Annotated in this window: 12 protein-coding genes; 8 read left to right on the top strand and 4 right to left on the bottom strand. The window is 51.0% G+C overall.

The genetic code is table 11. The features are described from left to right. The first annotated feature begins 39 nt into the window (after positions 1–39). Together ACO0LN_RS08370 and ACO0LN_RS08365 are read left to right on the top strand one after the other, a co-directional pair. Positions 40–1,152, top strand: coding sequence for a hypothetical protein (locus tag ACO0LN_RS08370; protein WP_422972716.1), 1,113 nt, complete (start codon positions 40–42; stop codon positions 1,150–1,152). Positions 1,153–1,229: 77 nt separating this feature from the next. Further along, positions 1,230–1,856, top strand: a complete 627-nt coding sequence (locus tag ACO0LN_RS08365; protein ID WP_162058682.1) for a hypothetical protein — start codon at positions 1,230–1,232, stop codon at positions 1,854–1,856. A gap of 128 nt (positions 1,857–1,984) precedes the next feature. On the opposite strand, the gene ACO0LN_RS08360 is transcribed toward ACO0LN_RS08365, so the two are convergent. From ACO0LN_RS08360 to ACO0LN_RS08345, 4 genes are read right to left on the bottom strand one after another with little or no spacing between them, the layout of a single operon-like run. Continuing rightward, entirely contained in the window at positions 1,985–2,695 is a 711-nt protein-coding gene (locus tag ACO0LN_RS08360; protein ID WP_422972714.1) for an ABC transporter ATP-binding protein, read from the bottom strand. Then, positions 2,692–3,459: an ABC transporter ATP-binding protein gene (locus tag ACO0LN_RS08355; RefSeq protein WP_422972712.1), complete on the bottom strand. Its 768-nt coding sequence runs from the start codon at positions 3,457–3,459 to the stop codon at positions 2,692–2,694. Before ACO0LN_RS08355 ends, ACO0LN_RS08360 begins: the two co-directional genes overlap by 4 nt. After that, on the bottom strand, positions 3,456–4,427 hold the full coding sequence (locus ACO0LN_RS08350) for a branched-chain amino acid ABC transporter permease (protein ID WP_422972710.1): 972 nt from the start codon (positions 4,425–4,427) through the stop codon (positions 3,456–3,458). Before ACO0LN_RS08350 ends, ACO0LN_RS08355 begins: the two co-directional genes overlap by 4 nt. A gap of 10 nt (positions 4,428–4,437) precedes the next feature. Next, the gene (locus tag ACO0LN_RS08345) at positions 4,438–5,358 is read right to left on the bottom strand and encodes a branched-chain amino acid ABC transporter permease (protein ID WP_422972708.1); all 921 of its coding nucleotides are present in this window, start codon (positions 5,356–5,358) and stop codon (positions 4,438–4,440) included. Positions 5,359–5,568: 210 nt separating this feature from the next. On the opposite strand from ACO0LN_RS08345, the gene ACO0LN_RS08340 reads away from it, so the two are divergent. Genes ACO0LN_RS08340 through ACO0LN_RS08315 form a run of 6 tightly spaced genes read left to right on the top strand, consistent with a single transcriptional unit; the run spans position 5,569 to position 13,079 of the window. Beyond that, positions 5,569–7,203 (top strand): benzoate-CoA ligase family protein, encoded by a 1,635-nt coding sequence (locus tag ACO0LN_RS08340; RefSeq protein WP_422972707.1) that lies wholly within the window; start codon positions 5,569–5,571, stop codon positions 7,201–7,203. A gap of 36 nt (positions 7,204–7,239) precedes the next feature. Beyond that, positions 7,240–8,442 (top strand): ABC transporter substrate-binding protein, encoded by a 1,203-nt coding sequence (locus ACO0LN_RS08335; RefSeq protein ID WP_422972705.1) that lies wholly within the window; start codon positions 7,240–7,242, stop codon positions 8,440–8,442. A gap of 44 nt (positions 8,443–8,486) precedes the next feature. Beyond that, positions 8,487–10,880 carry a bifunctional salicylyl-CoA 5-hydroxylase/oxidoreductase gene (locus tag ACO0LN_RS08330; RefSeq protein ID WP_422972703.1) on the top strand — a complete coding sequence of 798 codons (2,394 nt, stop codon included), beginning with the start codon at positions 8,487–8,489 and terminating at the stop codon, positions 10,878–10,880. A 2-nt stretch (positions 10,881–10,882) separates the two neighbouring features. Beyond that, a complete protein-coding gene (locus tag ACO0LN_RS08325; RefSeq protein ID WP_422972701.1) occupies positions 10,883–11,665 on the top strand; it encodes an SDR family NAD(P)-dependent oxidoreductase in 783 nt (260 codons plus the stop codon). After that, positions 11,665–12,228 carry a MarR family winged helix-turn-helix transcriptional regulator gene (locus tag ACO0LN_RS08320; RefSeq protein WP_422973108.1) on the top strand — a complete coding sequence of 188 codons (564 nt, stop codon included), beginning with the start codon at positions 11,665–11,667 and terminating at the stop codon, positions 12,226–12,228. The genes ACO0LN_RS08325 and ACO0LN_RS08320 overlap by 1 nt, the downstream gene beginning before the upstream one ends. Beyond that, on the top strand, positions 12,225–13,079 hold the full coding sequence (locus ACO0LN_RS08315; protein WP_422972699.1) for an enoyl-CoA hydratase family protein: 855 nt from the start codon (positions 12,225–12,227) through the stop codon (positions 13,077–13,079). The genes ACO0LN_RS08320 and ACO0LN_RS08315 overlap by 4 nt, the downstream gene beginning before the upstream one ends. Positions 13,080–13,082: the final 3 nt, after the last annotated feature.

Raw genomic sequence — 13,082 nt, 5'->3', positions numbered from 1 at the left:
GCCCGCTGCATGTCAGCGGGCTATTTTTTTGAGTAAACCATGTTTTCATCCCGTCTGATATTTTCCTTGTTCTGCGCATCGCTGACTCAGCAGGTATATGCTCTGGATGTGCTTGCCCCACAAAAGAGTGATGAGGGCTGGCAGGTATTTTCCAGTATCGATTTGTGGGAAGCCTCAGACTTCATGCCCACCCGCAAAATCGAGGGTGACTGGAATACAGATTTTTCTCCCAAGGATGGTCAGAATGTCAGCCTGCGTCGTTTGCGGGCAGAGCTGGGTGTGAGTTATAAAGAGTGGCGATTGAATCTGGAAGCGCGCCAGGAAGGCATGCTTAAAGCCAGCGCATCTACCCTGGCATTTGTCAAAGAATACAAGCAAGCTGGTTTGCCACAGCAAGCTGTCAATTATCAGCTAGATGCTCAGCTGGAAAGCTGGTCAGGCTTTGGTTTGCGGGCAGGGCGCTGGTTTGCATTTGGCGGTGAATATCAGCCACGCTTCTTTGCCAGTGCCGTGTATTACATGAACCCGCAATACCGCGTTACACAGGCAACAGGTGCGGCCAGTTATATCGATAATCAGCACTACAGTTTTTCTGCAACTGAACTGGATGTGAATAGCCGCTACCAATACCTGTTCCAGCAATTTGAACCTGAGGCCAGGGGCTATAGCTCCAGCCTTGCCATGGATTGGCAAGTCAATCCGGCATGGCGTGTGCAATATCAACTGGAAGATGCATACAACCGCTTTGCCTGGAAAAATTTGCCAGAACTACAGCAAAGCCTGAGCTCTGCCGTTGTGCAATATGACAGTAAGGGTTATTTGAATTATCAGCCTTTGTTGCAAGGAGTCAATCGTCAAAGGACGCGCTCAGTCTCAGTGCCGCAAACGCACACGGCGCGACTCGCTTACCAAAACCAGCAATGGGAATTTGCCGCGCAAGTGCGGCATTTTTACGGCGTTAATCTGCCTGAGCTGAGCGTTGCCAATCATTCCGCCTATGGCCGCTTTGATGCCAGCTTTGATACGCGCTACAAATCAGTGGGTATAGGCTGGAGCAATCAGTTTGTGGGTGTGTATTTGCAGACAGATAATTTGAACTTGAGTAGTGCCAAAATACTGGGGTTGGGTGTGCAGGCGCATTATCAATTTTAAGTACCTGCATAGGTTTGTGGCAATTGGAAAATTCAGATAAGATCGGCACTGTCACTATATCAACATAAGCTACAAACATGAACGAACTGCAAGAATTGGCACTGAAGAATCATTTTAATGATAAGGATAAAAATAAAGCTTTTTGCAAAATCGTTACAGAAAGCAATTTGACAGATGCTCAGCTCATGGCTTTTTACAAAGAGCATGACGCGCCTCTTTACCAAATGCTGGGTGTGGATGATCAGACAATCGTAGCATTTATGCTGAAGGAAATGCCATTGGCAATCCAGAAAAAAGATTGGCAATTGTGGCGAGCTTTATATGATATGCATCACACCATGCAGTGCCAGCGATCAAAAGTTGATTTGATGAATCAACTTTTACTCATGCAAGATCATACGAATCATCAGGAGATCACTTGGGAAATTCAGCACTTAGCAGATTCTTCCAGTATCCCTTATATTCAGCAAGTTTTGGAAACGGGTTTTGATCATTTGGCTTACACATGCTCGGAGCATCAAGTGATTGCCAAATGGTTTAGTCATGCACTCGCAAGTATAGGTACACGAGAAGCGAAAGATTTAATACGTAAGTATTCTACTTCAAAGGACAAGGGTGTTGCTTCAGAAATGATGTATCGATTACGTAGTATCAAGCGACAAAGAAAATACTTGTCTCAGCATAAGATTCATGCCTGTAAATAGTTACAAAATCACGTTTTATTGCAGTGTGATTTGACCAGGTTTTTCATTGATGTAGTTTCGTTGTTCCGCAAGTATACCGAGCTTATTTACTTGAAAATGCCAGGACAGGCGCTTGCTCGACCTCAATTCTATACGCCCACATATTTTTGCCAGGTTTCCGGCGACTGTGTCAGGCTGTCGCTATTGCCATGCCAGACTATCTTGCCCCGTTCCATGATGCTGTGTTGGTCGGCAAGTGGCATGAGCTTCTCTACGTATTTGTCGATGACCAGCGTGGTTTGTCCCTGGTCGCGCAATTTTCTCAGGCAGGTCCAGATTTCTTCGCGCACCAGTGGTGACAAACCTTCAGTCGCTTCATCCAGTATCAGTAAATGCGGGTTGGTCATCAAGGCTCGCGAGATGGCTAGCATTTGCTGTTCGCCACCAGATAACTGGTTACCCATATTGCCGGCGCGCTCGGCCAGACGCGGGAATAGCTGGTAAATCTCTTTCAGGCTCCATGGTGTTTTGCTTTGATTGCGATTGGCGGCAAAGGCGATCAGGTTTTCCTTGACGGTCAGGTTAGGGAAAATCTGCCTGCCTTCCGGCACCAGGGCTATGCCCATCCTGGCGATTTTATCCGTCGTCATTTTTTCTATGCGCTGGCCCATGAAGCTGATATGGCCGCTATGTGCCGGTGTCAGTCCCAGTATTGAGCGTAAGGTTGTGGTCTTGCCAGCACCATTGCGCCCCAGCAGACTGGCAACTTCACCCTGGCGTATCTGCAAATCTATGCCAAACAAGACCTGGCTGTGGCCATAGGCGGTAGCGATATGTTCGACTTCCAGTATGGTCTTCATGCAACCTCCTTGAGTGCGATGCCCGCTTCATCACCTAGATAGGCTTTCTTGACTTCCGGGTTCTGGCGTATCTGTTCTGCAGTACCAGTGGCGATGATGGAGCCTGCTACCAACACAGAAATACGGTCGGCCAGTTTGAAGACGGCATCCATATCATGTTCAATCAAAATCACGGCGGCCTTGCCGCGCAAGGCTTCGATGAGTTCCAGCATCTTGCCTGATTCTTCATGACCTGTGCCTGCCATAGGTTCATCCAGCAAGAGCAGTTTGGGTTGTGTCGCCAGCGTTAATCCGAGTTCCAGTTGACGTTGTTCACCATGCGCAAGTTCACAGGCTTTGCTATTGCAGTGCTCAGCCAAACCTATGTCACTGGCGAGTTGCCGGGCTTGCTCAAAAAGTGCCTGATCACCTATGGCCTTGCGCCAGAAGCGCATGCTGCTGCCTGAGCGTGCCTGTATCGCCAGGCTCAGGTTATCGATGACGGTATATGACTGGAAAATATTCGTGATCTGGTAAGAGCGTGCCAATCTTAGCTTGACGCGCTCATGCATGCTGAGTGTCGTGACATCGACGCCATTGAAAATGATCTGCCCCTGGTTTGGAACTATGTCGCCGGATATCTGATGTATCAGCGTAGTCTTGCCTGCGCCATTCGGGCCTATGATGGCGTGGATTTCGCCAGGTAATACATCCAGGCTCAGATTGTTGGTTGCGACCAGGCCACCATAGCGTTTGACCAGGCCTTTAAGCTGTAACACGCTCATGCCTGATCTCCCTGCTGTCTTTTGATGGACATGAATTTTTGCGGCAGGCTGGCGAGGCCATTTGGTAAGAGCATGACGACCAGCAGCAGGATAATGCCCAGATATAACTGCCAGTGTATGGTGTAGCCAGACAGGATTTCTTCCAGCATCAACATGACTACCGCACCTAGGATGCCGCCCGACAGATAACCCACGCCACCGAGTATCACCATCACCATCAGGCTGCCGGATTGTGTCCAGTGCAGCAGGTTAGGGCTGACCAGCATGTTCTGGTTTGCCAGCAAGGCACCTGCCAGGCTGGCGATGCTGCCAGCAATCGCAAAACACAGCAGCTTGTAGCGAAACACTGGGTAACCTATGGCTTCCATGCGTGTTTCATTTTCCTTGATGGCTTGTATCACACGTCCAAAACTGGAATTGATGAGCCGGTACAGAATAAAGAGAAATGCGGTACAGACGGCCAGCACCAGATAATAAAAATTGCTGTCATTGCTCATGTCCAGCCCGGTCACCGAGCGTTGTGCCAAGCTCAGGCCATCATCACCACCATAGTTTTTCAATGACACAAACAGAAAGTACAGCATCTGCGCGAATGCCAGCGTGATCATGATGAAATACACACCGCGCGTCCTGAGTGAGACACTGCCTATTGCCAGTGCCAGCAAAAAGCCAGTTAGCATCGCCGCTGGCCAACTGATCCAGGCAGAAGTGACGCCGTGTTGCATCAATATGCCCACCACATAAGCACCACTGCCAAAGAAGGCAGCATGCCCCAGGCTGATCATGCCGCCAAAACCGAGTATCAGGTTCAGGCTGCTGGCTACCAGGGCGAAGATCATCAAGCGGCTTAACAAGCCTATATAAAATTCCTGGGCGAAGTAAGTCGCCAGCAGGGGGATGGCAATCAGCAGGCACAGCATGCCTGTGCTGAACTTGCGCGAGATAGTGTGATGTAGGCTGCTCTGCATGATTACTCCCTTAGCCGCGCGCAGGGAACAGGCCCTGGGGTTTGTAAAACAGCACTGCTGCCATCAATACATAAATCAGTATCGATGCCAGGGCAGGACCAAGGTTGGCGGCCATCTCCAGTGGCATCAACAGTTTCAGTGCACCAGGCAGCAAGGTTTTACTCAGTGTATCGACCAGGCCTACCAGCAATGCGCCCACCAGCGCCCCTCGGATCGAGCCTATGCCGCCAATGACGATGACCACAAATGCCAGTATCAAAATGCTTTCACCCATGCCCACTTGTACCGCCAGTATGGAACCCAGCAGTGCGCCTGCGATGGCGCACAGAGCCGCGCCAAAGGCAAACAGCAGCGTGAACACCAGCTTGATATTGATACCCATGGTGACAGCCATTTCACGGTTCGATGCCCCAGCCCGCACTAGCATGCCTATGCGGGTTTTGGTGACCACAAAATACAGCAAGCCAGCTACAGCCAGACCGGTCGCAATAATGAACAGGCGGAAAGAGGAATAATAAAAGTCAGGCAGCAATTCCACTGGTTGTGCCAGTTGTGGTGGAATATTTAACATCAGCGGCTGCGCACCCCAGATCATGCGCGCACCTTCGTTGAAAATCAGTATCAATGCAAAAGTCGCCAGCACATGGGACAAATGATCGCGCTGGTATAAATGCCGGAAGATGACTACTTCCAGTATCACGCCCAGCAGAGCAGTCGCTATCACCGCTGCCAGCAAGCCGAGCCAGAAAGAACCTGTCATGGCGGTAAAGCTGGCGGCGAAATAGGCACCTGCCATGTAGAGGGAGCCGTGGGCCAGATTGATGAAATCCATGATGCCAAAGATCAGCGTCAGGCCTGCTGCCAGCAGGAAAAGCATGAGGCCAAACTGCAGGCCGTTTAAGCCGTGTTCAAGCAAAAGCGTGATATTCATCCCCTGATCCCTAAATGCTGATGGTGGTGCAGATGTGAAATTACTTTAGGCCTAAAATATACTATATGCGACGCAATTGAAATTATTTTCTTTGTGAAAAACTGGATTTTGATGCAAAAAAACACTTTACCTAAAAATAGTTTAGGTTTAAAGTAGTTTGGTGTTTTCGGGGTTGCTGTATCTACATTGTGTACCAAAGCCGGAGAAGAAATGAATTCAACTGTGCTACCAGGGTCTGCCCATCTGGATACCTTTGCTTTTGATCACTTGCCGCCACGCGAGCAATGGCCGGAACTGGTTTTTTCTTTGCCTGAATTGCAATACCCTGAACGTCTGAATTGTGTCGCCGACTTGCTCGATAAGATGTGTGCAACCGGCCATGCCGACAGCATTGCCATTTGCAGCCAGACAGAAAGCTGGACTTACTCCCATCTGTTGGCTACCGTCAATCGTATTGCCCATGTCTTGCTGGAAGATATGCATTTACGGACCGGTAACCGGGTGCTGTTGCGCGGTGCCAATAATCCCATGATGGCTGCTAGTGTGTTGGCTGTGATTAAGGCGGGTTGCATTGCAGTACCCACTATGCCCTTGTTGCGTGCTAAGGAATTGGGCGTGATCGCGAACAAGGCTGAAATTGCCGCCGCCCTTTGCTCAGAAAATCTGCGTGAAGAGATGGAGTTGGCCGTGCAAGCCAATCCCATATTGACGCAGGTGATGTACTTCAATCATCAGGGCGATGACGGCCTGGAAGCTCTCATGGCTGGCAAGTCAACTGAATTTGCTGCCGTCGATACCTTGGCAGAAGATGTCTGCCTCATCAGTTTTACTTCCGGCACGACCGGCATGCCCAAGGGCACCATGCATTTTCACAGGGATGTGCTGGCGATCTGCGATTGCTTCCCGCGTTCTACCTTGCAGTCTGCACAAAGCGATATTTTCATAGGCACGCCACCACTGGCGTTTACTTTTGGCCTCGGTGGTTTGCTGCTGTTTCCCTTGCGCGTAGGTGCGACAGCAGTCTTGCTGGAAAAGCTGACGCCAGAATCCCTGCTGAAAGCCATAGACGAATTCAAGGCTACCGTCTGTTTTACTGCACCTACCTTTTATCGCCAGATGGCCACGCTGGCAAAGAATTTTGATTTATCCAGTCTCAAGAAAACTGTTTCTGCCGGTGAGGCCTTGCCTGCTGCAACCCGTGAAGCCTGGCGTCAGGCGACGGGTCTGGTCATGATAGATGGCATAGGCGCGACTGAGATGCTGCATATCTTTATTTCTGCTGCAGACGATGAAGTGCGGTCAGGGGCAACTGGCAAGCCCATACCCGGCTATCAGGCTTGTATATTTGATGAGCATGGCGACATGGCTGGCCCTGGCGTGGTTGGCCGTCTGGCAGTCAAGGGGCCAACAGGTTGCCGTTACCTGGCAGACGACAGGCAAAAAAATTATGTGCATCAGGGCTGGAACCTGACTGGCGATGCATATGAAATGGATGCCGATGGTTATTTCTGGTATCGCGCCCGTACTGACGACATGATTATTTCTGCTGGCTATAACATTGCAGGGCCTGAGGTCGAAGAAGCTTTGCTGAAGCATCCCGCAGTGTCTGAATGCGCAGTCATAGGTCTGGCGGATGAAGAGCGCGGCCAGATCGTCAAGGCTTTTGTGGTGTTGAAAGCCGGTGAGCAGGCATCAGCAGAACTGCGCAAGGAAATCCAGGATTTCGTCAAGAATAGCATCGCCCCCTATAAGTATCCGCGCGCCATAGAATTCATGACGAGTTTGCCGAGAACTGAGACTGGCAAACTGCAGCGTTATAAATTGCGTACACCTGCTGCCAGCTAGGTATTAGATTAAGTATCAGATACAAAAGATTCGCCCATGCCTATTAACCCGAAGGAGACGTTCGTGAAAAAGACCTTGCTGTGTTTATTGTTGTCCAGTATTGCTGCGACCAATGCGACCTGTGCTCTTGCCGCAGATAAAGTCAAAGTGGGCATGGTCACCACCTTGTCTGGTGCGGGTGCTGGCCTGGGTGTTGATATACGCGATGGCTTTTCCCTGGCCATGAAGCATCTGGACAATAAATTCGGCAATTTGCCAGTCGAAGTCATCACAGGTGATGACCAGCAAAATCCCGACGCGACTAAGCAACTGGTTGATAAGCTCATCAAAAAAGACAAGGTCGATTTGATGACCGGCATTGTGTTTTCCAACCTGATGCTGGCAGTGGGGCCAACAATTTTTGGTGCTAAAGTCCATTACATCAGTGCCAATGCTGGCCCGTCTCAGTATGCGGGTGAACAATGTAATCCATACTTCTTTAATGTGGCCTGGCAAGACGATAGCCTGCATGAAGCTGTCGGCAAACAGGTCAATGACAAAGGCTTTAAGAATGTCGCGCTGGTTGCACCTAATTATCCGGCTGGCAAAGACGCACTGACTGGCTTCAAGCGCTACTACAAGGGCAAGGTTGCTGAAGAAATTTATACTAAGTTGGGGCAACTTGATTATGCGACTGAACTGGCGCAGATACGCAACCTGAAACCTGATGCTGTGTATATATTCCTGCCAGGTGGCATGGGCATCAATTTCATCAAGCAGTTTGTGGATGCCGGTTTATCCAAGAACGCCCAGCTCTTCGGGCCAGGTTTCTCTGCCGATGAAGACATTATCAAGGCAGTAGGCGCACCCATGCTGGGTATGTTCAACGCATCGCAGTGGGGGCATGATATAGATAACCCGCAAAACAAACGTTTCGTTGCCGACTTCCAGAAAGAATATGGCCGCCTGCCATCACTGTATGCATCGCAAGGCTATGACGCTGCCATGCTGATGGATAGTGCCGTGCGCGGTGTCAAAGGCAAGATAGAAGACAAGGATGCTCTGGGCAAGGCCATCAAGGCCGCCAACTTCAAATCTGTGCGTGGTGACTTCAAGTTCAACAGCAATCACTACCCTGTGCAAAATTACTATGCACGCATCATCAGCAAGGATGGTCAGGGCAGGGTGACGAATAAAACCCTGAGCGCCGTATTTACCAATCACCCTGACGCTTATGTAGCCTCTTGCAAAATGCAATAAGACAGTGATTGATCAAGTAAAAAATTAATTTCCAAGGTAATTAAATGAACATCCTATGCATAGGCGGTGGTCCGGCTGGCCTGTACTTCAGCCTGCTGATGAAAAAGCAAAACCCGGCGCACCAGATCACCATCGTCGAACGCAATCGCGCTTACGATACCTTTGGCTGGGGCGTGGTGTTTTCTGATCAGACCCTGGGTAACCTGGTCAATGCAGATGAACAGACTGCCCGTTCTATCTTGCAGTCCTTTAATCACTGGGATGATATTGATACCCATTTCAAGGGGCAGGTTGTTACCTCTGGCGGCCACGGTTTTTGCGGCATAGGCCGCAAGCGTTTGCTGAATATCCTGCAAGAACGTTGCGAGGAGCTGGATGTCAAGCTGGTATTTGAAACCGATGTGACAGACGACCAGTCACTTGCGCTGGAATATGATGCCGATCTTGTTATCGCCTGCGATGGCTTGAATAGCCGTGTGCGCACCCGTTACGAGCAAAGCTATCAGCCCGATATTGACACACGTAAATGCCGCTTTGTCTGGCTCGGTACCAAAAAGCTGTTCTCGGCTTTTACCTTTGCCTTTGAAGAAACCGAACATGGCTGGTTCCAGGCGCATGCCTATCAATACGATGGCGATACGGCGACCTTTATTATCGAGACTCCGGAAGAAACCTGGCTCAAGGCTGGCATAGATAAAATGAGCCAGGAAGAGGCCATCGCTTTTTGTGAAAACCTGTTCGCCAAATATCTTGATGGCAATCCCCTGATGTCAAATGCCACGCACTTGCGCGGCTCTGCCAACTGGATCAAGTTCCCGCGCATCATCTGCAAGAACTGGGTGCATTGGACTCAGTTAAATAATAAACGCGTGCCCGTTGTTTTGATGGGGGATGCTGCCCATACCGCACACTTTTCAATAGGTTCAGGCACCAAGCTGGCTTTGGAAGATGCTATAGAACTGGCACGCAGTTTCGAAAAACATGGCGAGCAAGGCATGGATGCCGTGCTGGAAGCCTATCAGGATTTGCGTTCCATAGAAGTCTTGAAGATACAGAGCGCAGCCCGCAATTCCATGGAATGGTTTGAAAACGTCCAACGCTATACCGCCATGGAAGCGCCTCAGTTTGCCTATTCCATGCTGACGCGCAGCCAGCGTCTGTCGCATGAAAACCTGCGGGTAAGGGATGCTGACTATGTGCGCAGTTTTGAACACTGGATAGCACAACAGGCGTATGCCAAGGCTGGCTTGCAGGTTCCTAAAACAAAAACAGCGATTCCACCCATGCTGACGCCCTACAAGCTGCGCAATGTAGTATTGAAAAATCGTATCGTCGTCTCACCGATGGCGCAATACTCTGCGGTTGATGGCGTGGCCGGAGACTATCATCTCGTGCACCTGGGTAGCCGTGCCATGGGCGGTGCAGGCCTGGTGTTTGCCGAAATGACTTGCGTCTCTGCCGATGCACGTATCACGCCAGCTTGCCTAGGGCTGTATGCACCTGAACATACACAAGCCTGGAAGCGCATCGTCGATTTTGTTCATGCCAATACTGATGCAAAGATTGCCGTGCAGCTCGGCCATGCCGGAGCCAAAGGTTCCACCTGCGTGGCATGGGAGGGAACAGATCAGCCATTGAAAGAAGGCAACTGGCCACTAGTGTCTGCGTCTGAGCAGCAATACCTGCCCGGTATTTCGCAGGTTGCGCGTGCTGCGACAAAAGCAGACATGCAACGCATACAGGATGATTTTGTGCGTGCGACCGCGGCAGCAGCAGAAGCAGGCTTTGACTGGCTGGAACTGCATTGCGCACACGGTTACCTATTATCAAGCTTCATTTCGCCACTGACCAATCAGCGTGAGGATGAATACGGTGGTTCACTGGAAAACCGTTGCCGTTATCCGCTGGAAGTGTTTGCCGCCATACGTGCTGTCTGGCCTGCTGATAAACCCATCTCCGTGCGTATATCTGCACATGACTGGGTGGAGGGCGGGATTACGCCAGATGATGCAGTCGCCATCGCCAGGCTGTTCAAGGTAGCAGGTGCCGATATGATAGATTGCTCATCCGGACAGGTCAGCAAACAGGAAAAACCTGTCTATGGCCGCATGTTCCAGACGCCGTTTGCGGACCGCATACGCAACGAAGCACAAATCCCTACTATCGCCGTTGGTGCGATATTTGAGGCCGATCATGCCAACAGCATCATCGCCGCCGGCCGTGCTGACTTGTGCGCCATCGCCAGGCCACACCTTGCTGACCCTGCCTGGACTTTGCATGAGGCAGCCAAACTGGGCTTTAAAGATATGCCCTGGCCCAAGCAATATCTCGCTGGAAAAATGCAACTGGAACGCAATCTCGAACGTGATCGGCAAGTTGCCGCAGCTAGTGCCGGTCTGACGCCGCAGCAAGTTGCTGCCAAATTGCTGGAAGGATGAACATGACAGCGTATCAGGAACGTTTGCAAGGCAGGCATGCACTGGTTACTGGTGGCGGCAAAGGTATAGGCCTGGCGATAGCGCGAGCTTTGCTCAATGAAGGTGCGACAGTAACACTGGCAGGCCGTAGTGAAACGACCTTGCAGGAAGCTGTGGCTTCCCTGGCCCATGCAAAGGTTCAGTATGTAGTCATGGATGTCAGCAATGCGGATTCGGTACAAGCGGCTTTTGAATTATCGCAAGGCAGGGATGGTCGCATCGACATCCTCATCAATAATGCAGGCCAGGCCAGTTCCGCTACTTTCCTGAAAACCGATGCCAAATTGTGGCAAAACATGCTGGACGTGAACCTGAACGGCAGCTTCATTTGCATGCAACAAGCCTTACCTGCAATGCTGGAAGCGGGCTGGGGCCGTATCGTTAATGTGGTCAGCACGGCGGGTTTGAAGGGCTATGCCTATGTCTCTGCCTACTGCGCTGCCAAACATGGCGTCATCGGTCTGACGCGGGCAGTGGCGTTGGAGGTTGCAGCCAAAGGCGTGACGGTGAATGCGGTTTGTCCTGGTTATACCGAAACCGATATCGTCAAGGAAGCCATTTCCAATATCGTTGCCAAAACCGGTCGTACAGAAGAACAGGCGAAAGCTGAGCTGGCTGCGGGTAACCCACAAAAACGCCTGGTGCAACCGCAAGAGGTCGCGAATGCGGTGTTGTGGCTATGCATGGACGGTGCGTCGGCAATGAATGGGCAGTCGATTGCTGTCGCTGGTGGCGAAGTGATGTGATGAAATCTGAAGAGCAGACAAAATCAGGTATGAAAGAAGACAGTAATCCCGTGTTCGACATGGAAACCCGCCTGACGCAAGATGACCATCAGTCTTTGCGCCTGTGGTTGCGCATGCTGTCTTGTACCGTGATGATAGAAGGCGAGATCCGTAGCCGCCTGCGTAGCGAGTTCGGCATTACCCTGCCACGTTTTGATTTGATGGCGCAACTCGAACGGCATCCCGAAGGCTTGCGCATGGGGGAGTTGTCCAAGCGCATGATGGTTACCGGTGGCAATATCACCGGCATTACCGATCAGTTGGAGCAGGAAAAACTGGTGACCCGCGTCGCCGACCTTAAAGACAGACGTGCTTACAGCGTCAAGCTGACACCTGCTGGCCGCCGTGCTTTCAAGCGCATGGCTGCGGTGCATGAAGCCTGGATAGCCGATATGTTTTCCGGCTTGCAGTCTGAGCAGAAAAGTAAATTATTTGAATTATTGTCGCAAGTGAAAACGCATTTGCATGAGCCGGGCACTGATGGTGGCCTGGACAACAAACCTTTGCAGGAACAATCAATATGAAATATCTACCTGGACAAGCCCAGGATTTACCTGGCAATCGCCAGCAGCTGGCAAACTATACAGCTCAGCATTTTACCTATGCCTTCAACGCAGGCGTTGCCACCATTACCCTGAACCGGCCTGAGCGCAAGAATCCGCTGACCTTTGATTCTTATGCAGAGTTGCGCGATTTGTTCCGCACTTTGTCGTATGGCGATGATGTCAAGGCCATTGTCATTACCGGCGCGGGTGAAAACTTTTGTTCTGGTGGTGATGTGCATGAAATCATCGGCCCGCTGACCAAACTTGATATGCCAGGTCTGCTGAGTTTTACCCGCATGACGGGTGATCTCGTCAAAGCCATGCGAGCCTGCCCACAGCCGATTATCGCGGCAATTGATGGCGTCTGCGCTGGCGCTGGCGCCATCCTCGCGCTGGCTTCTGACATACGCATAGGCACGGCACGTAGCAAGACAGCCTTCCTGTTCACGCGGGTTGGACTGGCAGGTTGTGATATGGGCGCTTGTTCCATTTTGCCACGCATCATAGGGCAGGGGCGGGCTTCGGATTTGTTGTATACCGGACGCTCCATGTCTGGTGAAGAGGCAGAACGCTGGGGCTTTTTCAATCGCCTGGCAACACCGGGGGACGTGCTGGCAGAAGCGCAGGCCTATGCAAAAAATCTGGCTGAAGGCCCGAATTTTGCTCACGGCATGACCAAGAAAATGCTGCAACAGGAATGGAATATGGGCGTTGATGAAGCCATAGAAGCAGAAGCACAGGCCCAGGCGATATGCATGATGACCAATGACTTTCATCGTGCCTACCATGCTTTCGTTGCCAAGCAAAAACCTGTCTTTGAAGGAAATTGAGCA

It is taken from the genome of Undibacterium sp. TC9W, assembly GCF_049339865.1.
Classification (GTDB): Bacteria; Pseudomonadota; Gammaproteobacteria; order Burkholderiales; family Burkholderiaceae_D; genus Undibacterium.
The sequence above is the reverse complement of the archived record's forward strand: the minus strand, read 5'-3'. Positions and strand labels throughout refer to the sequence as shown.

What these genes read in the sequence shown, in the direction of transcription:
- ACO0LN_RS08345 (WP_422972708.1), bottom strand. Translation starts at nt 5,358, where the DNA reads ATGAATATCACGCTTTTGCTTGAACACGGCTTAAACGGCCTGCAGTTT.
- ACO0LN_RS08335 (WP_422972705.1), top strand. Translation starts at nt 7,240, where the DNA reads ATGCCTATTAACCCGAAGGAGACGTTCGTGAAAAAGACCTTGCTGTGT.
- ACO0LN_RS08370 (WP_422972716.1), top strand. Translation starts at nt 40, where the DNA reads ATGTTTTCATCCCGTCTGATATTTTCCTTGTTCTGCGCATCGCTGACT.
- ACO0LN_RS08365 (WP_162058682.1), top strand. Translation starts at nt 1,230, where the DNA reads ATGAACGAACTGCAAGAATTGGCACTGAAGAATCATTTTAATGATAAG.
- ACO0LN_RS08315 (WP_422972699.1), top strand. Translation starts at nt 12,225, where the DNA reads ATGAAATATCTACCTGGACAAGCCCAGGATTTACCTGGCAATCGCCAG.
- ACO0LN_RS08355 (WP_422972712.1), bottom strand. Translation starts at nt 3,459, where the DNA reads ATGAGCGTGTTACAGCTTAAAGGCCTGGTCAAACGCTATGGTGGCCTG.
- ACO0LN_RS08325 (WP_422972701.1), top strand. Translation starts at nt 10,883, where the DNA reads ATGACAGCGTATCAGGAACGTTTGCAAGGCAGGCATGCACTGGTTACT.
- ACO0LN_RS08360 (WP_422972714.1), bottom strand. Translation starts at nt 2,695, where the DNA reads ATGAAGACCATACTGGAAGTCGAACATATCGCTACCGCCTATGGCCAC.
- ACO0LN_RS08330 (WP_422972703.1), top strand. Translation starts at nt 8,487, where the DNA reads ATGAACATCCTATGCATAGGCGGTGGTCCGGCTGGCCTGTACTTCAGC.
- ACO0LN_RS08350 (WP_422972710.1), bottom strand. Translation starts at nt 4,427, where the DNA reads ATGCAGAGCAGCCTACATCACACTATCTCGCGCAAGTTCAGCACAGGC.
- ACO0LN_RS08340 (WP_422972707.1), top strand. Translation starts at nt 5,569, where the DNA reads ATGAATTCAACTGTGCTACCAGGGTCTGCCCATCTGGATACCTTTGCT.
- ACO0LN_RS08320 (WP_422973108.1), top strand. Translation starts at nt 11,665, where the DNA reads ATGAAATCTGAAGAGCAGACAAAATCAGGTATGAAAGAAGACAGTAAT.